18 protein-coding genes and 1 pseudogene are annotated in these 25,977 nt (G+C 25.6%); 6 read left to right on the forward strand and 13 right to left on the reverse strand.

Going from position 1 to position 25,977, the window contains the following annotated elements; translation table 4 throughout:
* From EXC48_RS04170 to EXC48_RS04205, 8 genes are all read right to left on the reverse strand, one after another.
* Window positions 1-291: a YbaB/EbfC family nucleoid-associated protein gene (locus EXC48_RS04170; RefSeq protein ID WP_129720993.1), complete on the reverse strand. Its 291-nt coding sequence runs from the start codon at window positions 289-291 to the stop codon at window positions 1-3.
* 2 nt (window positions 292-293) lie between these two features.
* Window positions 294-2,267 (reverse strand): DNA polymerase III subunit gamma/tau, encoded by a 1,974-nt coding sequence (gene dnaX / locus EXC48_RS04175; protein WP_129720995.1) that lies wholly within the window; start codon window positions 2,265-2,267, stop codon window positions 294-296.
* 469 nt (window positions 2,268-2,736) lie between these two features.
* On the reverse strand, window positions 2,737-3,417 hold the full coding sequence (locus tag EXC48_RS04180) for a TIGR01906 family membrane protein (protein ID WP_129720997.1): 681 nt from the start codon (window positions 3,415-3,417) through the stop codon (window positions 2,737-2,739).
* A gap of 23 nt (window positions 3,418-3,440) precedes the next feature.
* Window positions 3,441-3,785, reverse strand: coding sequence for a MazG nucleotide pyrophosphohydrolase domain-containing protein (locus EXC48_RS04185; RefSeq protein WP_232954710.1), 345 nt, complete (start codon window positions 3,783-3,785; stop codon window positions 3,441-3,443).
* Window positions 3,786-3,792: 7 nt separating this feature from the next.
* On the reverse strand, window positions 3,793-5,100 hold the full coding sequence (der, locus tag EXC48_RS04190) for a ribosome biogenesis GTPase Der (RefSeq protein ID WP_129720999.1): 1,308 nt from the start codon (window positions 5,098-5,100) through the stop codon (window positions 3,793-3,795).
* Complete coding sequence (gene cmk, locus EXC48_RS04195; RefSeq protein ID WP_129721001.1) at window positions 5,100-5,765, reverse strand: (d)CMP kinase; 666 nt, start codon at window positions 5,763-5,765, stop codon at window positions 5,100-5,102. Before cmk ends, der begins: the two co-directional genes overlap by 1 nt.
* A 19-nt stretch (window positions 5,766-5,784) precedes the next feature.
* On the reverse strand, window positions 5,785-6,117 hold the full coding sequence (locus EXC48_RS04200; protein WP_129721003.1) for a hypothetical protein: 333 nt from the start codon (window positions 6,115-6,117) through the stop codon (window positions 5,785-5,787).
* Window positions 6,118-6,179: 62 nt separating this feature from the next.
* The gene (locus tag EXC48_RS04205) at window positions 6,180-6,953 is read right to left on the reverse strand and encodes a hypothetical protein (protein WP_129721005.1); all 774 of its coding nucleotides are present in this window, start codon (window positions 6,951-6,953) and stop codon (window positions 6,180-6,182) included.
* 190 nt (window positions 6,954-7,143) lie between these two features.
* On the opposite strand from EXC48_RS04205, the gene uvrA reads away from it, so the two are divergent.
* From uvrA to EXC48_RS04225, 4 genes are all read left to right on the forward strand, one after another.
* Window positions 7,144-9,999, forward strand: coding sequence for an excinuclease ABC subunit UvrA (gene uvrA, locus EXC48_RS04210; protein ID WP_129721007.1), 2,856 nt, complete (start codon window positions 7,144-7,146; stop codon window positions 9,997-9,999).
* Window positions 10,000-10,068: 69 nt separating this feature from the next.
* Window positions 10,069-11,004, forward strand: a complete 936-nt coding sequence (gene hprK / locus EXC48_RS04215) for an HPr(Ser) kinase/phosphatase (RefSeq protein ID WP_129721009.1) — start codon at window positions 10,069-10,071, stop codon at window positions 11,002-11,004.
* Window positions 10,997-11,983 carry a prolipoprotein diacylglyceryl transferase gene (gene lgt, locus EXC48_RS04220; RefSeq protein ID WP_129721011.1) on the forward strand — a complete coding sequence of 329 codons (987 nt, stop codon included), beginning with the start codon at window positions 10,997-10,999 and terminating at the stop codon, window positions 11,981-11,983. The genes hprK and lgt overlap by 8 nt, the downstream gene beginning before the upstream one ends.
* Before the next feature lie 14 nt (window positions 11,984-11,997).
* Window positions 11,998-12,924, forward strand: a complete 927-nt coding sequence (locus EXC48_RS04225; RefSeq protein WP_129721012.1) for an NAD(P)/FAD-dependent oxidoreductase — start codon at window positions 11,998-12,000, stop codon at window positions 12,922-12,924.
* Window positions 12,925-13,468: 544 nt separating this feature from the next.
* On the opposite strand, the gene EXC48_RS04230 is transcribed toward EXC48_RS04225, so the two are convergent.
* The 5 genes from EXC48_RS04230 to EXC48_RS04245 form a co-directional block, all read right to left on the reverse strand.
* Window positions 13,469-15,799, reverse strand: a complete 2,331-nt coding sequence (locus EXC48_RS04230; protein WP_129721014.1) for a DEAD/DEAH box helicase — start codon at window positions 15,797-15,799, stop codon at window positions 13,469-13,471.
* Window positions 15,786-17,114, reverse strand: coding sequence for a site-specific DNA-methyltransferase (locus tag EXC48_RS04235; protein ID WP_223216335.1), 1,329 nt, complete (start codon window positions 17,112-17,114; stop codon window positions 15,786-15,788). The genes EXC48_RS04230 and EXC48_RS04235 overlap by 14 nt, the downstream gene beginning before the upstream one ends.
* A 7-nt stretch (window positions 17,115-17,121) precedes the next feature.
* Window positions 17,122-17,469, reverse strand: coding sequence for a type III restriction endonuclease subunit M (locus tag EXC48_RS04910; RefSeq protein WP_223216330.1), 348 nt, complete (start codon window positions 17,467-17,469; stop codon window positions 17,122-17,124).
* 129 nt (window positions 17,470-17,598) lie between these two features.
* Entirely contained in the window at window positions 17,599-19,065 is a 1,467-nt protein-coding gene (gene lysS / locus EXC48_RS04240) for a lysine--tRNA ligase (protein ID WP_129721016.1), read from the reverse strand.
* 9 nt (window positions 19,066-19,074) lie between these two features.
* Window positions 19,075-21,642, reverse strand: coding sequence for a DNA topoisomerase IV subunit A (locus EXC48_RS04245; RefSeq protein ID WP_129721018.1), 2,568 nt, complete (start codon window positions 21,640-21,642; stop codon window positions 19,075-19,077).
* Window positions 21,643-21,843: 201 nt separating this feature from the next.
* Here EXC48_RS04245 and EXC48_RS04250 point away from each other — a divergent pair, with 201 nt between their 5' ends.
* On the forward strand, window positions 21,844-24,570 hold the full coding sequence (locus EXC48_RS04250) for an HsdM family class I SAM-dependent methyltransferase (protein WP_129721020.1): 2,727 nt from the start codon (window positions 21,844-21,846) through the stop codon (window positions 24,568-24,570).
* Window positions 24,571-24,778: 208 nt separating this feature from the next.
* Window positions 24,779-25,868, forward strand: a pseudogene (locus EXC48_RS05165) (IS30 family transposase).
* The last annotated feature ends 109 nt before the right edge of the window (window positions 25,869-25,977 follow it).

Here is a 25,977-nt window from a genome sequence, read left to right on the forward strand (position 1 = left end):
TTAAAACGGAAATCCACCAGGCATATTATTAGGAGTAAGTTCTTCTTGGGCTTCTTGGATTTTATCCATCAATTCATTAAATGCAACAACTAATAAATCTTGCAATAATTCTTTGTCTTCAGGGTCAATTAAAATTTCATCTAATTCTATATTTTGAATTTCACGACTTCCTAGAGCTGTTATTTTAATTCCTTGTTTTTCTACTACAAATTCTTTTGATTCTAATTCTGCTTGTTTAGTTTCAAGTTCTTTTTGCATTGATTTAAGTCTTTTAATTAATTCTGGGTTCATAATTAGTCCTCTTTCTTTTTTTCAAAAAATGTTTTATAAATATCTTCCGCATTATCATTTCTTTTTGGATTTATTAATGTCGGAGGTTTGGGTTCAATTAATTGAAATGGAATTTTTATTTTACCATCACTTGTTCTAAATGAATTAAATTTTTCAATAATTTGATCTTTCTCATTAGAAGATATAAAATACAAAGTTTTATATCCATCATTAAATAAATAATCAATATATGATTGCAAATTGTAGTCTTTTGCTTTATTTTTTAATTTTTCTAAAATTTCATAATTTTCAACACAAAAAACAATTGCGTTTCTAGTAGCACCAATTATTTTAGTATTTTTTAATAGTTCTTTTTCTTTTAAATATTCCGAACTAACATCACTTGTAATCATTTCATCATTACGTTTTAATGCAGCATATTGCTTTGCGCAATCACTTTTTTTATATTTAGCAAACAATAATAAGTTCAAAACATTATGCATATATTCTTCATAAGTTTCTATCTTAAAGTTGTTATCAAAAAAATTGATTTCATTTGCGTCAATAATTTGTTCAGATGTATTTGCATCACTTTGTAATGATTCGATTTCGGAGGTCAAATCATTAATTTCACCTGTTTGATCGTTAATTTTAAAAAAGTATTCTTTTGTGTTATTTAAAACTTCTTTTGCATCATTAAAAATTTGTTCATGCTTGGGAAAATTAGTATCTTCTATTTTAATTTTACTTTTTAAAAAATTATCTTTTTTTGCTTGAACAAAAAAATCATCATCTACTTCTTCTTTTTCACTAATTGTATTGTTTTGTTCAGGTATTATATCTTTTTTTATGGGCGAAGTTTCAATGTAAGGTTTTGTATTTTTAATAGGTTCTATTTTATTTTCATTTAAGGTTAATTCTGTTAATATATCCAATTTTTCAATTAGAGAAATTAATGCAATTTGTAACAATTCAAACGGAAACTCATGTCTAGATATCTTCCCTAAAACCTCATAAAGTTCTTGATAGATTATCAAACTATTTTTAACACTTAATTTGAGCTTTAAACATTGCTCTAAATTAATTCACTTTAAAAAACTTCTTTCTTTGGTTTTATAATATAATAACCACTCCTTATTAATGTTTATTAAACCATTAATTAATCTACTAGCATCAGCACCATTTATATTAAACTCATTAACTTGCTTTATAACACTTTTTATATCCCCTTTAATAAGGCTATTTAAAAGATTAATATAATTATCAATTGAAACGACACCGAAATTTTTTTCTAATCCTTCAAGTGTAATTTTATTTTCATAAAATGAAGCCATTTGATCAGCAATTGATAAAGCATCACGCATACCGCCAGAAGACAATAAAGCAATTATTTTTAACGCTTCATCATCATACTCTATCTTTTCATTATCTAAAACTTTTTTTAAATGATTTATGATTTCTAAATCACTCATTCTCTTAAAGTTGTATCTCTGCACTCTTGATAAAATAGTTAAAGGTATTTTTTGTGGATCAGTTGTAGCTAAAATAAAAACAGTATGCTTTGGTGGTTCTTCTAAAGTTTTTAAAAGGGCATTAAATGCACTTTTACTCATCATATGCACTTCATCTATGATATAAACTTTGTATTTCCCATTAATTGGTGCTTGTTCAATTTTTTCTTTCAAAAATCTAACTTCATCAACACCATTATTAGAAGCGGCATCCATCTCAATAATATCTAAATTTATATCAACTTTTTTTAAACAATCATTGCAAGCAGCTGTTGAATCAACACTATGAACGCAATTCAATACAGTGGCAAAAATCTTGGCTATTGATGTTTTTCCTGTTCCTTTTGGACCAGAAAACAAATATGCATGATTTATTTTTTCATTTACAAGAATATTTTTAAGTGTTTTTACAACATGTTCTTGTCCTACAACTTGTTCAAAACTTCTTGGACGATATTTACGATATAGTGATTTATATTCACTCATTAATTCTCCTTTTTTAATTAATAATAATTATAATAAATCCCTTAATTTTTTTGGTATTGATTTTATTTTTTTCAGCTTTGCAATATTTATTTTTCATAAAATTTATTATTTTTTTGTTTTTAAATTAGCAAAAAATAATAAAAAACACCATATGGTGTCAATAACTATTACGCAACTATTAAGCGACAACAGCTTTATCTTGTCTTCTTTTATCTCTAGCTGTTTCTTTTGAAAGTTTCTTAGCTCTTTTTTCAGCGCGCAATTTGTTTTTAAGTCTTACTACTTTACGCATTTTAATTCCTTTTTAAATAATAAATTGCTTTATTATTTTACAATAATATTAATTATTTAAAAATAAATAAAATCTAATTAACATAAAAATAACATTATCATCATAATATTTATTTTTTCGCTAAACTTTCATATGTATAAAATAATAATTATGGCTCATAATATAAATAAACACTAATTATCTTTCTTTTCGCTTGTAATTTCTCAAAAAGATAATAACTTGAAAAACAATAAAAAATAAGACGAAAGCAAAAATCAAAATTGTGATAAAAATTGCACTATCCCTAAAAAAAGTAATTGGTAATATTTTAATGATTTCATCAGTATTAGGATTAAAGTTTCAATTAGTTTTTCCTGGAAAAAATATCTCATGAAATTTTCTAAATGCAAATTCAAAATCTCTTGCAGCAAAAATACTAATAATGACAATTAGTAATAATAAAATTATTGAAGCAATAAAACCTGATTTAATAAAACTTATTTTTTGTTTGATTAACTTTGAAACTATTAAAACTAAAATAATTATAAAAAGTGTCACTCCAAAAACGATAAAATTGACCATAAATAGTCTTCTAACATCTTCAAAATGTTGCATTCCCGATTGTGAAAAATCTAATTCGCCAGTTCCGAATTTTTTATTAAATATTAAGTAGTTAAATAACTCATCATAAGCACTTTTTAATTGGTTATAGTCCATTTGTCCATTATTAAAATCAATTGATTTATAATCAAAGTGAGCTAAGTGATAATAATAAAATGGTTTAATAATAATTGGAGGGATTATTGAAAATGTAAAAATAAAAAATAATATCGAAATACTCAATAACGAATATAAAAATAGTTTAATAAATAGTTTCATACAATTATTTTTACCTACTTTTTTTATTTTGTCTTTTCAGGAAAAATATATGGCTTTCCTTCAATAAATTCTTTTAAGTTAATGGGATGTTTATATCTTTTAGAAGCTTCTTCATCTTTTTTAAGGATTACTTCTGTTAGATCAATATCATTAATACTTGCCAGCGCAACAACATAATGAATAACATCTCATAATTCCTCCGCTAATGAAACTCCATCTTTTTTAGGCTTTCAGCCTTTTGAAATATTTATAGCCTCTGCAACTTCTCCAACTTCTTCTATTAATTTTGTTAATAGTCTAACACTATCATTACGATCTTTATATCTATTTTTTAAATACTCTTGAAGTTTTCTTATTGTAATTTCCATTTGCATACTATTCAAGTCCTTTTTTATTTTTAAAAATCATTTTAATCGGGCAACCCTCAAAATTAAATGTAGCTCTTAGTTGATTTTCAAGAAATCTTTCATATGAAAAGTGTAAGAATTTTTTATTGTTTACAAAAAATGTAAATGTTGGTATTTTCGCAAGTTCTTTACGAACATAATAAATATTTAATCTTCCGCCATTATATGGCTGTGCAGGTTGAATTAATTGAGTTTCTAAAATTAATGATGATAATAAAGATGGTTTAATATCTCTTTCTAAGTTTTCTCTAACTTCATTAAGTTTATCAACTAATTTATTAATTCTTTGGTTAAACTTAGCCGAGATAAAAACGAAGGGAACTCAAGGAACAAAATGAAATTTGTTTCTTAACTTTTTTTCATATTCAGCCATAGTATTTGTTTCTTTAGTTACCAAGTCTCATTTATTAATAACTATAATTAATGGTTTATTATTATCAAGAGCATATCCGATAATTCGAGAATCAAAATGCGAAACCTCAGGTTGTGTAGCATCAATTAAGATTAGTGATAAATCAGCTTCAGCTAATGAATTCATAGCTCTCATCAAAGCATAATGATCAACACTCTCAATTAATTTTGATTTTTTGGTAATTCCAGCTGTATCAATAACATTATATGTTTTGCCCGATATTTCAACTAATGACTTAACACTATCTCTAGTAGTCCCGGCGATTTCAGAAACAATTGAACGATTTTCTTTTGAAAGATTGTTTAATAAGGAACTTTTACCTGCATTAGGTTTTCCGATAATTGCTAAATTAAATGAATCATTCTCTTCATTATTAGAAAAATCTAAGTACTCTACACAAGCGTCAAGAACTTCTCCAACTCCTTCACCATGTAGAGCAGAAATAGGAAAAATCTTATCAATACCTAATTTATATCATCCATAATCAAAATCTTGATTAGATTCTAATTTATTAGCCGCAGCAATAATTGGTTTATTACTTTTTCTTAAAATATTCATTATGAAAAGTTCATCATTAGAAATTTCATTAGTACCATCAAAAATAAAAACAATTACATCAGCTTCTTCAATAGCTATTTTTGCTTGAATTTGAATTTGCTCTTGAAATGGTTTATTTTCAATCTCTATCCCGCCAGTATCAATTATTTTAATTTCATTACCAGCTCACTTAATAGTTTCATATAAACGATCCCTAGTAACACCTGGTTCATCATACACAATCGATACTTTTCTACCAATAATGCGATTGAATAAAGTGCTTTTTCCTACATTTGGCTTCCCAATAATTGCAATAGTATTTTTCATTATTTATCCTTTTTTAAATTAACTAAATCAATTATTTTATCTATAACTTCTTCAATTGTTAAGTCAGTGCAATCAATATAGGTAGAATCCTCAGTTTTGTGGAGTGGATCAACTGCTCGATTCATATCCATTTCATCACGTTTTTTAACATCATATAAAACTTCATTAAAACCAGTATTATAACCTAATTCCTGATTTTGAAGCATTCTTCTACGAGCTCTTTCTTCTGCCTCAGCTCATAAAAATACCTTCACTTCTGCATGGGGCATAATTTTAAATGTAGTATCACGTCCATCAATAATATAGCCTTTTCTCTTTTTTGTCATAAATTGAATATAATCGACCACAAATTGTCGCACTTCAGGTATTTTTGCAATATTCGGTGTAATTTGAGAAATATAATCAGCTCTTATTTGATGTGAAACATCATTCCCATAAAGTTCAATGCGATCATTCTCTAAAAGTTTAATCATACCAACTTCTAGCGTTTTAATAACATTTTCTACATCGCGAGAATCAACACCTTTATCAACAACATTTTTAGCTATTGCACGATACACACTTCCACTATTAATAAATGTATAACCATATCTTCTTGCAATTTCTTTTGAAACTGTTGATTTTCCAACTCCACTTGGTCCGTCAATTGCTATATTTACTTTCATAATGCTCCTTACAATATTTTTATTTTAGTATTCAATCTGGATCATCACTTTGAAAATCATAATCATTTATAAACAAGTTCTTTTCTTGATTAATTTTTAATTCTAACTCATTAAATTCCATTATCTTTTCTTTAATTTCATCAGCTGATAAAAGATCATATCCCTCATCAAATAAATTTATTTTTTTTGTAATTAAATTTAGTTGAGTATTAAGAGTTTTTCCAGTAGTTTTTGATAATCATTTTTTATCTTCAATTAATTCTACATTGGAATTAATAGCTAATATCTCAAACCGTTGATAAAGATTTAAATTATCATAATTATAATTTTTATTTTTTTTGGTCTTTTTCATATATTTAATAATTTTACCTTTATTTAGAAAAATAATTATAAAAAGTCAATAAAAAATTGACTTTAATAAGTTAAGCCCTTAAGATTTTTTAATAATTCTTCAAGAGTAATTTTTTGAACAAATAATTTATTTAAAATACTAATAGATGCAATCAAATACATACATATTAAATTTTTATGATTTTTTTCAAATGAACCATTCGGAATTGCGTATGGACTGTATAAAACAAATGAAACAGTTTTTTTGATAATGCTCTTATAAAAAAATTTCTTGCTTAATTTAAAAAATATTAAACTAGATGAAATATAGCTTTCATAAACTACAGTCTTTTCAACTTGATTTGCTTTTTTAGTTTTCGAAGGCTTTAAAACATAATAACTTTTAGCGACTTCATCAATATTAAATGAATAATTATCATAGAATATTAAAACTTCATCTGGTTTAATATATTCAGATACTTTTGAGTTTAGTAAATAGTACAATACTAGACAAAATGGAATTAAACTAGTAAGTAAATAAAGTGCAGGCAATAAAAAGTCAATGCTAGTATAAACATTTATAACTTCATTATCCTTAGCAATTCTATTTCCTTTTTCATCAAAAGTATATTCAATAGTATAAATTAGACCTTTTAAAACTAATACAACAATGATAATAGATAAAATTAGTGAAATTAAATAAAATCCTAAATAAAATATCATAGTTTTCTTATTAGTTACATAAATATCTCTATTTAAATGTCAAATTCTCAATTTAAATAGAATAATATATGTACTTCATATAAAAAATAATATAAATAAAAAAATAACTAAAAAAGCTGAACGACTTATTTCCATATTTCTCCTTTAGACCTTAATTAAATTATAACAAAAACATAATATATTGATTTTCATATTATATTTATATGCTTTAAAAATAAAATTTTGTAAAACAATAAAAATGTAATAATTAAGCGCTAAAACTCATTATTTTTATACTTTTTAACTAAATAGAGTAAAATATAAATATTAATTAGAAGGAGCATAAATGGACCAAAAAAATAATAAAATAATAGTCACTGGAGCAAAAGAGAATAATCTTAAAAATGTTTCATTAGAAATACCTAAATATAAATTCATTGTCTTTACTGGTCTTAGTGGCAGTGGTAAAAGTTCTTTAGCTTTTAACACTATTTATGAAGAAGGTAGAAGAAGATATATTGATTCATTAAACTCTTATTCTCGAACATTTTTAGGCGGTACCAAGAAACCGAATGTTGAAAAAATTGAAGGACTTAGTCCATCTATATCTATTGAACAAAAAACTATTCACAATAATCCTAGATCAACCGTTGGTACAGTAACAGAAATCTATGACTATTTAAGACTACTTTATGCTAGGGTTGGTAAATCTTTTTGTCCAAATCATAATATTGAAATAACTTCTCAAACAACAAAAGACATCCTAAACACATTGTATAAGCAAAAAAATGGTTCTAAGTTGATTATTTATGCTCCTTTAATTGAAAATGAAAAAGGGACTCATGCAAACTTACTTGAACGTTTAAAAGTTGAAGGTTATATAAGAGTAAAAGTCGATAATAAAATCTATATGCTTCAAGATAAGATTGAGTTAGATAAAAATACTAGACATAATATTGATTTAATCATTGATAGAGTTGAATTAGTTGAAGAAAAATATAACAGAATTGCAGAAGCTATAAATATTGCAACAGATAAAGCAAAAGGAATTGCGAAAATTGAAAACCTTGAGAATAATGAAATTTTAACTTTTTCAAAATTGCACGCTTGTATTTATAAAGATTTTTCAATTCCTAAAATCGAAACTAGATTATTTTCATTCAATGCACCATATGGAATGTGTGAAAATTGTAAAGGTTTAGGAATTGAGTTTAAAGCTGACTTTGATGCTGTAATTCCTTTCACATGAAAAACAATTGAAAATGGCGCAATAAAATATTTTGAAAACACTGTTAATTCAAGTAATTTAGAGTGACAAGAATTTAATGCATTATTAAACCACTATGATATTCCTCTTGATCTACCTATTGATGAAATTCCTGATCATAAATTGAAATATTTATTATATGGTTCTGGAGAAGAAAAAATTCAATTCGATATCGTTTCTTCTTCAAATAATAAATATCGCAAAAACCAAACAATTGAAGGGATACTAACAAAAATTGAACGCTTGTATTTTGAAACTACTTCAGATGCAAGAAGAGAGTATTTAAGTAAATATATGAGTTCTGTTGCTTGTCATTTATGTAAAGGAGCTAGATTAAACCCTTACGCTTTAAGCATCAAAATCTCACAAAAAAATATTTATCAAATGACACAATTATCGATTGCTGATATGCTATTAACATTTGAAAAAATTATTTATGAATTTGATGAATATCAAAAAACTATTTCGAACATTATTACCACTGAAATAATCAACCGTTTGAGTTTCTTAAAAGATGTTGGTTTAGATTATTTAACTCTTGACAGAAGTGCTGAAACTCTTTCTGGGGGCGAAGCACAAAGAATTAGACTCGCAACTCAAATTGGTTCTAATTTAAGTGGTGTTTTATATGTTTTAGATGAACCTTCGATTGGACTCCATCAAAGAGATAATTTAAGACTAATAAACACTATGAAAAAAATGGTTGATTTGGGTAATACTTTAATTGTTGTTGAACATGATGAAGAAACAATTTATGCAGCAGATCATATTGTTGATATTGGCCCATTAGCAGGTGAAAATGGTGGACGAATAGTAGCAAGTGGGACATTACAAGACATTGTTAATTCCCCAGAATCAATTACAGGAAAATATATTTCAGGTGAATACAAAATTGAGGTTCCAAAATTTAGAAGAAGTGGAAATGGTAAATCAATAACTATTAAAGAAGCAAAAGAAAACAATCTTACAAACATTAACGTAACTATTCCATTAGGTAAATTTGTATGTATAACCGGTGTTTCTGGAAGTGGAAAGAGTACATTAGTCAATGATATTTTAGTAAATGGATTTCATCAAATGCAAGGTATTGTTGATGCCTTGCAAAGAAAAAAAGCTAAATTTAATAGTATTGATGGTCTAATCAATGTTGATAAAATTGTTTCAATTAGTCAATCACCAATAGGAAGAACTCCAAGAAGTAATCCCGCTACATACACAGGTGTTTTTGATGATATTAGAGATGTTTTTGCAAATGTTGAAGAATCAAGAGTAAGAGGTTATACAAAAGGAAGATTTAGTTTCAATACTGCTGGTGGAAGATGTGAAAAATGTTCTGGAGATGGTTATTTAATTATTGAAATGCATTTTTTGCCCAATGTTTATATAACTTGTGATCAATGCGATGGAAAACGATATGATCATGAAACATTAGAAATAAAGTATCAAAATAAAAATATTAATGATGTTTTAGAAATGAGTGTTGACTATGCAATTGAATTCTTTAGTTCTAAAACAAAAATTGTTGAAAAACTTTTATTTTTACAAGATGTTGGTCTTGGTTACATAAAACTTGGTCAAATCTCAACAACCCTTTCTGGAGGCGAAGCTCAAAGAGTGAAGTTAGCAACTTACTTGCAGAAAAAACCTACTGGAAAAACAATATATGTATTAGATGAACCAACAACCGGTCTACATATCCATGATGTAAAAAAATTAATAAATATTTTAAACAGAATTGTTAATAATGGAGATACTGTTGTTGTTATTGAGCATAATTTAGATGTTATCAAATCTTGTGATCATATAATCGACCTAGGTCCAGGAGGCGGTATTCATGGAGGGAGAATTGTTGCTACCGGAACACCAGAACAAGTTGCGCTAAATAAAAATAGTTATACAGGCGAATTTTTAGAAAAAGTTTTAAGCCAAAAATAATATGGAAAAGATTGTTTTAAAAAAATAGTAAAGTTTAATATATAATTAAATATATTAAATAGAGGAATTATGATTAAAAATAAAAAAGTTAGTGTTAAAGAATTGATTGATTTCTTTAGCTTAAAACTAATCAATAAAAATAAAGATAAAATTTATTATAACTACATTTATCGACCCGCCATTAAAAGATTAGGATTAGAATTATCTCAATCAATTAACAATGAAAGAATAAACAAGAACACGATCGCCTGAGGAACAAGTGAGTCATTTTGGTTTCAAAAAATTGGTAAATCGGCTTCTATAAAAGCAATTGACAATGTTTTCTCACAAAAGCCGCCTATTGTTATCCTATCAAAGGGTGTTTCAAAACCTGCTTTAAATTGAATAGTACAAGTTGCAGATAAATATGGGGTTCCTATTTGCTTAACTAGAGTTAGTACTTCATTACTTTCTACAAATGTTGGATCATATTTAAATAATTATTTTTTAGATGAAATACAAGTTCATGCTTGTTTAGTTATGGTTGGAGGAACTGGTGTTTTAATAATTGGTCAAAGTGGTGTAGGTAAATCTGAAGCTGCTTTAGAATTGATTCAACGTGGCCATATATTTATTAGTGATGATTCTGTTTTAATTCAAGATAACGGAAATATTTTTATTGGTCGCTCGCCAAAAATAACTAAAAATATGCTAGAAGTCCGGGGAATAGGTTTAATTGATGTAAAATATATTTATGGGGTTAAATCTGTTGCTTCTTCATCAGTTATTGACTTAGTTGTTGAATTAGTTAAAACAGATAAACAAACAGAATTAGATCGTTTAGGAATTGATTTTTTAAAATATCCTGTTTTTGGTAGATATATAAATAAAATCCAAATCCCTATTAAAGAGGGAGGGTCTGCTGCTTCGTTAATTGAAACTGCTGTAGGTTTTTATTTATCTAAAAAAGACGGATTAAATGTAATACAAGAAATAGAAAAAAGGAGGTTAGAAAACAATGACTAATTTAATTGCACCAAGTTATGTCCCTGATATAGCTTTTCGCGAAGGAACACCAAGTATTTTATTTACTATCGGGTCATTTACTTTTTATACATATTCATTAATGATTATGTCTGGTTATTTAGCATCAATTTTAACTATTTTATTCTTTTGAAAAAGAGAAAAATTAAAAATGGATGTTTTATATGGATTAATTTTGATCACAGTACCAATGGGAATCATTGGTTCACGTTTAGGTTTTGTTTTTGAAGAATTAATTTATAGTCCAAATCCATTTTTAGGTTCTGCTTGATACGCGATTTGAGATGGTGGTTTAAGTATTCAAGGTGGTGTATTCTTCACAATGATTGCTGATTTAATATATGCTTATACCAAAAGAGACCAAATCGATATTAGAAAAGGAATTTCAATAATTATCCCAACAATTTTAGTCGGTCAATTCCTCGGAAGATTTGGTAATTATGGTAACCATGAAGTTTATGGAAAAATAGATTGAACTGGTGCTTCATCAATAATATTCGGAAAATCTTTTGCAAATAATTTATATATCTCAGATTCATACACAGATGCTTTAGGATTAAAAGGAGCTTATAGATATCCATTATTCTTATATGAAGGATTAGCGAATCTAGTTGGATACTTATTAATTGTTTGAGTATTTAATTTATTATGAACCTTTAAACCAGGAGCAACAGCTGGATTATATTTACTTTGATATGGTATATTAAGACTTGCCTTAGAACCATTAAGACAAGAATCATATTTATACTACTCAATTATAGCTATTGGTTTTGCTATCGCCGGAATGTTAATATTTATATATTATCAATTCTGAGGAAGAATTACATATAAAACAACATATTATAAAAAAATTTTTAAACACTATGAGTATGAATATCCTGAATACTACATAGCTTATGTAAAAAGAACAACATTTACTCATTTATTCAAAAGAGTTTTATCATATACATGAGTTAAATAAATAAAGGAGAGAAAATGGAAAAAATTTATGATCTTGCCATTATAGGTGCTGGTCCAGCTGGATTAAATGCAGCCCTTTACGCTTCAAGAGCAAACCTAGATGTTATTTTTGTTGAAAAAGGCGCACCAGGAGGAAAATTATCATCAACAAATAAAATAGAAAACTGATTAGGAACAGAAATAGTAGAAGGGTGACAATTAGCGACTAGCTTTTTTGATCACAGTAAAAAATATGGTGCAAAATATCAATACGGGGAAGTTATAGAATTAATAAACCATTCAGATTTTAAAAAAGAATTAGTTTTATCTAATGGAACATCAATTTTTAGTAAGACAGTTCTTATTGCATCAGGAATGAAAAATAGAGAACCAAATTTTATTGAAAATATTGAAAAATATTACCATAATGGAGTGAGTTTTTGTGCAATTTGCGATGGGCCATTATTCAAAAACTATCCAACACTTATTTTGGGTGCAGGAAATTCCGCTGTCGAAGAAGGAACATATCTTACCAAAATTGCTTCACATGTTTATTTTGTAATTCGTGATCAAGAATTTACCGCTGAAAAAAGATTAGTAGATGATTTAATGAAATCAAAAAACATCACTATATTTAGACAAAGCCAAATTGTTAGTTTAGAAGGTGAAAAACAACTTGAAAAAGCCATTATTAAAAATAATGTTACTGGAAAAGAAACAACTATTGAAATTGCATCATTTTTCCCTTATATCGGAATGGAAGCAACAACAAAATTCATTAAAGATTTAGATATTACTGATGAAAAAGGTTTTATTATCACAGATGAAAATATGCAAACTAAAATAAAAGGAATTTTTGCAGCCGGTGATATTAGAAAAAAAGAAATTCGTCAAATCGTTACAGCTGTTGGCGATGGAGCTATTGCTGCAAAGAAAATTTCAGATTTACTTAATTCATTATAAATCACATATTTTTACTTTTGAATTTCAAATATGAACAGAATGCTTAAAATTGCTTAATAAAACAACAACCATTAATAAAGTAGAAAAATATTCGGATTTTGTCTGAATATTTTTTCTACTTTAAAAAGATTTATTTTTCTTCTAATACTTGGGCAGTAATAATTTCTTTTAATGAAATATTATAATTAGTTTTTATTCTATCATGTGTGCTATGAGTTTTTGGATCAATAATTTGCAGTTTTTCATTAATGTCTTGAATTAAACTTGCTCTTGCAAAATAAAGTGTGCAATTAATTTTATTCTTTATTTTTATAATTTTAACTAGGCAAACACAAAGTGTTAATTTAAAAGTATTATTTTTATTATTTATAGATTGGGAAAAATCACTCGGAAGTGTCCAAATGATTTTCCCAATATAATTTTAATTTTATATTTTGTTTAGAAAATGCCCCCCATTCAAACACGAAGAAACTTAATTGTTTATATGTTCGAGTGGAGGGGGGTTTTAATTAAACTCTTGTACCTGACTTTATAATTCAGCCTTTTATTTATTCCAACTTAATATGTCGTTCAATGAAAAATAGTAATCACTCTTAATTTTATCGTGTAATTTTACGGAATTGCTTTTAGTTTCTTGTAACTTTTCATTTAGCGAAGTTATTGTACTTGCACCTGCAAAATATAAATTATACTCGTCCTTTTTTTGTTCAACTAAACAAATGCAAAGAGTTAATTTAATATTATTATTCTTATTTTGCTTTATGTAATTTAAATACTCTTGATAAAGTTTTTTAGTTTTTTCTTCATCTATATCATTATTATAAGTTTTAATTTCTAGATAAACAAAGTGATCATTACTTTTTATTAAAAAGTCTGGGTATGAGTTAGCTACTTCTAGCTCACTAGTTATATATTGAAAATTTACTCCATTATTAACTGGATTTTTTGATCAAACTTTTACATTTTTGTTGATCCTAATAACATCTTTAAGTTTTTTAACAAATAATTTTTCTGAATTTGAATCTAATCTAAATTCGACTTCTTCTAATAAGTTATCTCTATATGCAAATTCTTCATTAGATTTTATTATATTTTTAAAATCTCCATAATCATTCATATAAGCTGGTAAAAGGTTATTTTGATCTAGTTTATAAGTGATTGAATTTTGTGATATTTCCTTTTGAAATTGTTTGTTGTAAGTTTCTTTTAATAAGTCACCGAACCTTTTAATAAAAATAAACCAGAATATGTGTTTGTTAATTTTTTCTTTCAAATTCATATCATAAAAGTTTCAAATAAATTCTAATATTTTATTAGTTAGATAATTTCTAAATTGACAAAGTGATTTTTTATTGTAAATTTCAAGTTCAAGTAAATTGTAAATTTTACTGCTTACAAACAAGCTTTTTCCATATGTTTTTGACTCATTTATAATAAAACCATTTTCTTTAAATTGATTTTTAATAGACATACATTTTTGATCAAAAATTTCTTTATTAAAGTGATTTTTATTTTCAAGTTCTTTCAAGATTTCTGCACTATAAACTTCTTCATCAATTAACTTATTCTTATATTTTAATTCAATGCTTCCTGAAATAAATTCCTCAGAAACAAATTTTTCTTTTAAAATAAATGATTTTGATGATTCTTCTTTAATATTCACATTACTATATAAATAATAATTTTTTGCAATAGATGTTTCATGGAAATCAAACCCAGGAAATGGGTTTCTTTTGATTCTTCCAATTGTTTGAATACTTAAATTACTTGATGAGATATGTCTTAATTGCACTAACATACATGCTCTAGGTATATTTCATCCTGTTGCTGGACCTACCTTAAAAATAATTACATCAACTGGTGATGAATCTTTGGAAATGTCTCTTAGTGAATAATTTGCTTTATGTCTTAAATTACTATCTTTGTTATTTTGGTCAAAATATTTTACTCATGATAAATTATTCTTTTCTAATGTTTTTATAATTAAATCAATGTTTTGGTCAAAAATTAAACTTTTTTCTTTATCAGAACTATCATTATCAACTTGAATAAGCATAGCAGGGTTAATTCCAACTAGTCCGGGTTCAATAATATTATCATTATATTTTTCTTTTATTATTTTAAATTCTTCACATGCTTTTTGTAAAATGACTTCATTATCTAATAAACTACCATCTTCAATATTTTTGTTGTAATATTTCTTGTTTTTTAATAATTGAATTCTATCATTAAGTAATTCATCTTCAGTTAATTCAATTAAATTATGGTCGGTTTTTGGTGTTGCAGTCATTTTAACAATAAAATGAGCAGAATTTTGCATTTTTTCTTCAAAATTCTTTTCATATTGATTAGTTTTTTTAACTTCGGCACCAATATGTGCTTCATCACGAATGTAAATTAGTTTATATCCGTTTAATCTAATTTCTCCTAAAAAAGATTCTATTGATCCTTGTTCTGATAAAATAGAGTTTTTTCTAAAAGAAGCTCCCCCCATTATGTATAAATGATTTTCCTTAGCAAAAAATTGATAGTTTTTTTCTACTTTAGAATTTTTAGATATATTTGATGGACTTTCAATTCTTTCAATTTGAATATCCTTGTTTAAAAGATAATCTTTATAGCTTTTAAAACTCTCTTCCATTTGTTTTGGTAATTCAGCACTTGATAAAGTAACTATTACAAAAACAAGTTTTTGGTCACTCTCTAATTTACTTCATTCAATTAATTGGTCAACATAATTAAGCATCATAAAAGTTTTACCAGAACCTGTTGGAGCCTTAAAATATGTTGCATCAGGAATATTTGATTTTATACTATTAAGTGTTTTATTAACCAAAGCATTAATTACACGAGATTGAGAATTAGTTAGATTCATTATTTTCCTTTAATTGTGGTTTTAATGATAATAATGAATTTAATAAATTAGTATAGTCTTTTTCATTTTCTTCACTAAGCGAATTCACTCCAAAATCTTTTAATAATTTAATTAATTCTTTTACAATTTCTTTAACATCAATATTATTAAATAAACTAATATCATAATATTTTATGTTATAAACATTTAAATTAGATTTATATGGCTCGTTTTTGTTAGCTCATTCAAAAGTTTCGCCTTTTGATCCTATCCCGTGATTTATTCTGTAAAGTCTTTCATAATTTACATCTAAACCAATATTATTTTCGTTGTTTGTGACTAATGTGAAAGTTCTACTTCCGCCATCTTCTTTGTTAAGATCCAAAACGGCATGAGCAGTAGTACCGGAACCTGCGAAGAAATCTAAAATTCTAGCATTTGGTTTATTTAATACCTTCAATATTAAATTTATTAATGATATTGGTTTTGCTGTATTAAAATCAGCATAATTCAAAATAGAATCTAGTAAAACATTTCCAGATCGTGTGCTAATCTTCTCTGATAAAAATATATTTTTTAACTTATAGCTAAATTTTCTTACTTTGGTATATATTTTAAACTGACCTTTTATTTCTAAAACTTCTAGATTATAGCTTTCATTATTTATTTTTTCTTTACCCCACCTTCAAACGCCATTAACGCCATATTTATTTTTGGGTGGATAAATTGTTGAATAATTTTCTTTATAAATAGTTGTTATCTCTTTCCCATTTGTAAATATTGGAAAATATAAATTCGGACGAGTTTTTTCATTAAATGCTTTTATATTTGTGTTATAAAGCTCATTTTGTATTATGTACTTTCCAAATTTATCTTCTTTAATTTCTAAATCTTTCTTTTCATAAATAGAAGGCATCAATTTTGTTGCATATTCTCAATCTATATTAAAATCCTGGTAAAATTCTTCGCTTTTCCTATACATTAAAATATATTCAAAAGTTTCTGAAACAGCCTTATCACCAGCAATTTGTCTTCCTTTCTTGTTCGAAATTCAAACAAAATTAGTAATAAAATTCTCTTCACCAAAAATTTCATCCATCAAAACTTTTAAATAGGCTTGTTCCGCATCATCAATTGATACAAAAATTACTCCATCATCTTTGAGAAGTTCTTTAGCTAGTTTTAACCGTTCATTCATTAAATTCAATCAACCATTTCGAGAATATTTGTCTCTATAAACAAATTTGGCTGCTTGAACATTTTCTTTATCATTTGCAATGGAATTTCCATCATTTTTTGTTGCTTCTGTATTATAAGGAGGATCAATATAAATTAAATCGTACTTAGCTGGCTCACCAGCTCTCTCTCTCTCTCTCTATGAGCAATAAGTTCTTTAATGCGTCATAGTTCTCTCCTATTAATAAAGTATTTTCCTTTGTTTTGTTTTCATCTAAAACAAAACTAAGATTGTTATCTTTTTCTAATAATGCAATAGTTTGAGAATTTGATTCAGGTGCTGAATCAAATCTAAATCCTGTTTTTATTCTTTGTGCTATAAATTGAAAAACATATTCCAAGTCTTTATCTTCGAATTTTTCTAAAATTCTTATAGCTAAATCTTTTTGATCTTGGTTCAATTCTTTTGACGAAATTTCATAAATTAAACCTTTAAACTTTTCTAATAATTCCATTGATCCTCCTGTAATATATTTTTTATATTTTATCATTTAGATATTTTTTAGTGAATGAAAAACCAAAAATTAACTTTAATTTCCATTAAAAAAACTTCTAGCACATAAAAGTATTAGAAGTTTTTTGATCTAAATCTTTTTTCTCTTCATTGTTGGGAATAGTAATACATCACGAATTGATTCTTTTTCTGTTAACAACATTGTAAGGCGGTCAATTCCGATTCCACAACCACCAGCTGGCGGCATCCCGTATTCAAGGGCATCAACAAAATCTCAATCTATATCACTAGCTTCATCATTTCCATTTTCTTTTTCATCAAGCTGACTTTTAAATCTTTCTAATTGATCAATTGGGTCTGAAAGTTCTGTATACATATTTGCATATTCTTTAGTATTAATAAATAATTCAGCTCTTTCTGTAAATCTTGGATCAGTAGTTTTAGCAGTTAATGGAGAAATTTCAATCGGATGACCATAAACAAATGTGGGTTGAATTAAAGTTTTTTCAATTAATAATTCAAATAATTCATTAATTATATGACCTAATTTAAAGAATTTTTGGATTTTAGCCCCATTTGCTAATGCGATTTCTTTCGCTTTTTCAAAACTTATGGTTCTAAAATCATATCCTGTCGCTTTTGAAACTGCATCAACCATATCAATTCTAGCAAATGGTTTTTCTAAATCAATTAAAACACCTTTATTCATTACAGTAGATTTATTTAATTTTTTAGCTAATTGTTTAAATAAACCTTCAGTACGGTTCATCATTCCTTCAATATTAGAATAAGCTTCATAAAATTCAATTGAAGTAAACTCTGGATTATGTGTTGTATCAATCCCTTCATTTCTAAAGATTCTTCCGATCTCATAAACTCTGTCTATTCCACCTACTAAAAGTTTTTTAAGTGGAATCTCAGTTGCAATTCTTAAAACAAAATCTTGATTAAGTGCATTGTGATGAGTTTTAAACGGTTTAGCTGCAGCTCCTGAAATATAATCATGTAAAAATGGTGTTTCAACTTCCATATATTCAAGATCATCGAAATATCTTCTTATCTCTGTTATGATTTTTGAACGAGTTCAAAAAACATTGCGAGACTCTTCATTAGTTATTAAATCTATATATCTATGTCTATAAATTTCTTCAATATCGGCTAATCCATGAAATTTATCTGGAAGTGGCTTTAGCGACTTAGTTAAAAGTTTTAGCTGAGTAATTTTTACACTAATTGCACCTGTATTAGTTTTCATTACAGTACCCTCAGCATAAACAATATCACCTAAATCAAGAGTGTTTATTAATTTTATTAATTCTTCATGTTCTTTTTTATTGAAATAAAGTTGAATCTTAGAATGATAATCCTGAATTAAAATAAATGGCCCACGAATTGTTATAATTCTTCCTGTTAATGCAACTTCAAAGTTTTTTTTATGTAATTCTTCTTTAGAAAAAGCTTGATATTCATTTTCTATTTCATCGGAATATTTCAATTCTTTAAGCCCATAAGCCTTGGCAAAAGGTTCGATACCTAATTCACTATATGTAGCAAGTTTATTTCGTCTAATTATTTCTTGTTCTGTATATTTTTCCATAATAACCTCTTATTTTCCACCATTTATTTTCTTTAATAATTCTTCTAATTTTTTTGAACTTTCTTCAAGTGTAATTTCACTTAAGGCAAATACTTCATCTTCTTGTTTTCTAACTTCAGCTGAAAACATATTTTTAAATTCCACATCATTTTCAACTCAATTCTTTTGGAATTGTATATTTAATAATTGAGGAATATCAAGTTGAATAATTTCTGAATTTACTTCATTATTGGTATATTCAGAAATTTTTTCAATCAAGGTTTGATTATTTCCGTTTGTAGCTAGAACTATACCAGGTTGATTAATATGTACATCTACAATTTCAAAATCATTTTTAACATCTACAACCTTCTTACCTTTAATGTTTTTAGGGATTGGAGTAATTTTTGAAGCCCTTAATTGCTTTATTTTTCCATTAGATGATAAGATATTTACTATATCACTAGCATCGACTAATGTATATCCAGCTACTTTATCATTTAATGATAAATAAATTCCTTTATTTCCTTTTGCTTTAGGTGAATAAATAGGAATATCATTTTCTGAATACATTGAACATAAACCATTTCTTGTTATTATCACAATGTTTTTTAGTCCGTTACTTAATGTTACATTTATAACTTCATCATCTGAATTAATATTAATACCATTATATGATTTATTGATTCTTTGAATCTTAAATTCACTTAATTTAACCTTTTTAAAGTAGCCATTTTTTGTACCTAAAACTACAAAAATGTTTTCACTTCAATTAGACACTTCAATTACAGAAATAACTCTTTCATTAATTTTAAATTCACTAATATCACTTAATTTAATTCCGTTTTCCCTTCACTTAGCCTCATTAATCTTATAAATCGGTAATTGAATATAATTACCTAAATTAGTGAAAATTAAAATAGTTTTCATCGTATTAGTTTTATTATAATAAACTAAGTTATCATCATCTTTTAAAGCATAAGTTGACATTGAATTACTTTCAGCAGTTCGCTCAGAAAAACGTTTAATAAAGCCGTTTCTAGATATACCTAAATAAGTTGATTCATCTTTAATTAAATCAATTTCTTCATATGAAAGATCAAACTCATCTTCATATATTTGTGTTCTTCTTTGTCATCCAAAGAGTTCTTTAATTTCTATTAAAGCTTTAATGATAAATTCATTGAATTCTGATTCATTTGATAAAAGTAACATTAATCTTTTAATTAATTTTTCTAATTCACTTTTTTCATTTATTAAAGCCAATTTATCTGTTTTACTTAATTTATATAATCTCAGTTCTGCTATTGCTGTTGCTTGATTTAAAGTAAAATTAAAGCATTTCATCAAAGCATCAATTACACCAGATTTTGAACCTTCAGCATTTCTAATTACTTTAATTACTTCGTCGGTAATTTCTGTAACTTTTAATAATCCGATAACAATTTCTAATCTTAAGTTAGCTTTTTCTAAATCAAAAGTTAATGTTTTAGTTTTTACATCCTTTATCTGCGTTAGATACGCGTCTAATAACATCATTAAATTCGCTATTCTTGGGCGTCCTTTATTAATTACAACATTATTATAGTTATAAGTACTTTGCAATTTTGTTTTTTCAAATAAATATGTTAACACACTTTTTTCATTTACATTTTTTTCAAGAGTTAATAAAATATTAATCCCATTGCGATCTGATTGATCTTTTACTTCAAGCAATCCAAAAACAGTTTTATTTTGAATTAAAAGATCAATGGAATAAACTAATGATGATTTAACAACACCATAAGGTATTTCTGTTATCTCAATAAACTTATTTTGGGCTGTTTCTGAAATTTTATATTTACTAAATAGTTTTATTTTTGCTTTTGATGAATTAATTCCTGTTTCAAAACCTTCAATAATTCCTTTATTTCCATATATTATTCCACCAGTTGGAAAATCAGGCCCTTTGATTATCTTTAATATTTTTTGTAATGAAACATTTGGATCCTTGACCTTCAAAATAGTTGCATCAATTATTTCATTTAGATTATGCGGCAACATATTTGTGGCCATACCAACAGCAATACCCATAGCTCCATTAACTAATAAATTCGGAAACAAAGAAGGTAACACAATAGGCTCAATCTCTGAGTCATCAAAGTTTGGAATGAATAATGTAGTTTTCTTTTTAATATCCCCTATCATATAATGTGCTAATTTTGAAAGTCTTACTTCCGTATAACGCATTTGCGCCGCTGGATCATCATCAATTGAACCAATGTTTCCGTGCATATCTAATAATGGTGTATTCATCTTTCATCATTGAGACATATTAACCATTGCTTCATAAACCGATGAATCACCATGTGGATGATACTTACCAATAACATCACCAACTACTCTAGCAGATTTTTTATAAGGTTTATCATAATCAAGACCAAGACCAAACATTGAGTAAATAATTCTTCTTTGAACTGGTTTTAAACCATCTCTAACATCAGGTAATGCTCTTTGTTGTATAACATATTTAGCGTATTTCTCAAAACGCTCAGACATAGTATTTTCAAGCGTTTCATTAACTATTTTCTCAATTTGTTCCTTTATATTTTTACTCATTTAATGTCCTTAAAAGTAATAGATAATTTAATTATAACATTTTAAATCTTTTTGTCCCTAAAATAACGAATTAGTGTGTCTATAATACTTAAATTTTCTTTTTTAAAACACATCATTTACAATCTTTATAAATAATATCATTGTTAATGTATTATAATTTTAATAATAATTAATTAAATAATGATTACTTAAAGAGGTTGTATGTTTCCAAAATATCTTAATCCAATTTTAAATAAATTCCCTAACTATATTTGAACTAAAGATCAATTAATTTTAGATATTGCTTCTAATGAAGTGATTATTGATTTTGCAAAAAATAAGTGATCGATTTCTGAATTTAACAACTATGATCATGGGCGTATTTTTAATCTAAATTTTAAAGAAAATTGATCTGCTTTGATTTTAGTTTGTGAGTTATTAAATAAAGGTTATTCAAAAGAAGACATTCATCTTGAGAAAAGTTGAAAACTAGGTCATAATGCATCTGGCTATTGTGATTTAGTTTTATACAAAAACAATCAAGCTATTTACTTTTTTGAAATTAAAAACCTTGATGAAATACATAAATATACCTCATTAAAAAATGATAAAAGCACAAAGCAATTATTTAGTTATTTATACCAAGAAAAAACTGCAAGGGTTGGTAGTTTTTATTCATTCAATTTTATTAATGAAACACATCAATTCTTTAATATTTTTATTAATGATATTCTATCAAAAGCGATTTCTGTTGATGATATGTTTGATAAATGAAACAAGGTTTGAGACCATACTAATTTCATATTAAATAATAATTTATTTGATTTAAAATTCAAATCATTAAAATATTCTGATCTTAATAAAATTGATCATAAATCAGTGAAAATTATTTTTAATCAATTTTTATCAATTTTAAGACAAAATAGTGTTTCAGATAAATCTAATGCATTTGATAAGATGATTAATTTATTTATTGCAAAAGTCTATGATGAATTAAATGAAGATACTACATTTAAAGTTAATAATCAAACTATAAATGGAATAAGATTTCAATATATTATGGGCGTAGATGATGATTTGTCATTTTTAAAAAGACTTAATGATTTATATAAACAAGGTATGAATATTTATATGAAGAAAGATATCATTGATTATACTGATGATGAAATTAATGAATTACTTAATTGAAATAAAAATACAGATAAATTAAGAAAAATAATTGATGATTTGAGATTAAAGAAAAATAATGCTTTTTCTTTTATTGAAGTTTTCGATGATAAAACATTTAAAGAAAATAATAATATTTTAAAAGAACTTGTTTTATTGCTACAATCATACAAATTTAAATATAATAACAAACATCAATTTCTGGGTGACTTTTTTGAAGAGTTATTAAACACTTCATGAAAACAAGAATCTGGTCAGTTTTTTACACCAATGCCAATTGTTGATTTTATGATACATGCCTTACCAATTAATGAAAAACTTATTTCAAATATTAATTCAAATTTAGATGAAATTGTTCCTAAAATGATTGATTATGCTAGTGGTAGTGGACATTTTATTATTTCATATATGGAATTTATTCAAAAGTGCATAAATGAAATTGAAATAAATGATGTAACAGAACATATTAAAAGAAAAATCGAGAGTTTTAAAATAAACCCGTTTAGTTGAGCAAATAAAACAATTTTAGCTATTGAAAAAGATTATAGATTATCAAAAACAACAAAGATTTCAACATTTTTGAATGGTGATGGTGATGCTGTTATCATTAATGGAGATGGTATAAATAAGTTTAATTCTTATGAATATCAAAACACAATATTATATACAGATAAAAATGAAAATTGTATTTTTGATTTTGTTATAGCTAATCCACCATATTCTGTTGCTGGTTTTATGAAAAATATTAAAAATAATTCAATCACTGAAAAGGACTTTTCTTTATTAAAATATCTTGATCAAAAATCAACTGAAATAGAAATTTTATTCATCGAAAGAACTATGCAATTACTAAAAAATAAAGCATATGCAGCGCTAATTTTACCTAGGTCATTTTTGACAGCAAATCAATACAAATTTGCAAGAGATTATGTTCTTGAGAATTTTAAAATAAAAGCAATATTTGAATCAGCTGATATTACTTTTAGTGGTACAACAACTTCTCCGATTATTTTATTTTTAGAAAAACAAAAAATGGATCTTAATAAGATTAATTATAATTTACTAATAATTAATTCACCAAAAATTATTTTTGAATCTAATGAAAAAGAAAAAGAATTCTTAGGCTATGAATTCAGTAAAAATCGTAATAAACTTGGCATAAGCATTAAAAATAATAATTTAGTTAAAAATTATTCACCTATTGTTAAAGAATTCATTAACACAAATTCTATTACTAAACTTCCTAAATATGCTTTCATAACAAACATAAGCGAAATTTTAATTAAAGACAAAAGCCAAAATAATAATCTAATTTATACACGTTATAAAGCACCAAAATCCGGTTTTGTTCCATTAGGTAGTCTAATTGATGAAATTAATCCTAAATACGATAACTCTAAGATTTCAGATATAGATATTTCTAAAATAAAATATTTAGAAATATCTGATATTGAAAATGGAAAAATAAAGCACAAAAATAATAAACATAAAAAATCCAATAAATTAGCATTTAGTGGTGATATTTTATTTTCTAGCATTCCAAACAATAAAAAAGTTGCAATAGCTGATGATACGTATTTTGTTTCAAGTGCTATATATGTTTTTAGAATTAAAAATAAAGAAATAAAAGAAAATCTATATAAATATATTTTTCAAAACAAAAATAACATAATTGGTGATATGAATGTGTTTTTAGATGGTTTTAAAATAACTTATGGAAAAATAAATGAGCATAATATAGCAAATAATATCTTCATTCAAAAAGATGAAATCATAAAATAAAAATGAAAAATCACACTATTAGTGTGATGCTGAATTGCAAAGTCAAGTGCAACAGCTTAATTAAAAATTCCCCCCACCCAAACACAAAAAAAACTTAATTGTTTTTATGTGTTTGGGTGGGGGGAATTTTATTATTCTTTTCTTAATAAAATATAAAATTAAATTGGTGCTTTAAAAAAGAAAAAGCACCAATTTATAAACTCAGGAGGTGCTCATTATTAATTATAAACATTTTAACTTAGAAAAAAGAATTGAATTAGAAATTTTACTTAAAAAGTTTGAAACTCCAATTTCTGAAATTTCTCAAATTTTAGGTTACACAAAATCATCAGTACTAAGAGAAATTAAAAATAATTCAACTGAAAATGGTTATATTGGTATGGAAGCACATAACAAACATTTAAATAGAATAAGGTGAAAAGAACAAATTAAACTCATTAATAATATAAATAAATATGAAGAATTTACTAATCAATTTATTTTAAAATTTAACAAAAAATATTTTGGAGTAGATCTAACTCATTTTTATATTCAACATCATTTCAAATTTAAAATACCTATTTTAAGAACAATATTTAATTGAATAAATAGTGGTCTATGAGTATTGGATTCGAAACAACGTTTAAGAAAATATAATAAAGGAAGAAAAACACATGATGTTGTCAAAACTTTAGTCGGTAATAGAATAGTAAAACCTATATGGACAAGGGGTTTTAATAAAAATTTTGAGAATGAATTTGGTCATTGAGAGATAGACTTAATAGTCGGAAAAAAGAAGTAGTTTATCATCCCATTTATTAACATTTACTGAAAGAAAAACAAGATGAGGACTTATAATAAAATTAGAAAACAAGAATCCATGGAAATTAATATTAAAGCTTTGGGAATATATTAAAATTTACAAACTAAATGTTAAATCAATAACTACTGATAATGGATTTGAATTTAAAGCTTTATTTTATATTGGCTATAGGTTAAACATACCAATTTATCAAGCTGATCCTTACGCTTCCTTCCAAAGAGGACTAAATGAAAATTTTAATGGATTGGTAAGAAGAGAGTTTCCTAAAGGAACAAATTTCAACAAAATATCGGAAAAAGAAATTTATGACCTTCAAAAGACCATAAACAATATGCCAAGAAAAATTCATAATTATTTCTCTGCTGATGAATTATTTTTTAATTTAAATTATAGAGATGAACCTTGAAAGGAAATACCTAAGGAAGAACCTCTTTATATTTATAATCAGAAAAAAAGAACTTCAAACACAAGTAGAAATTTATTTTTAAAAAAATAAAATAAATAAATTTTTTAAATTTTCTAAATAAAAAAATAACAATCATTTTTACAATTCTTGATTGTTATTTTTATACAAAATAAGTGTTGCACTTGACTTTGCATTTTGG

The sequence above is a fragment of the Mycoplasmopsis cynos genome (assembly GCF_900660545.1).
In the GTDB taxonomy this organism is placed as follows: Bacteria; Bacillota_I; Bacilli_A; order Mycoplasmatales; family Metamycoplasmataceae; genus Mycoplasmopsis; species Mycoplasmopsis cynos.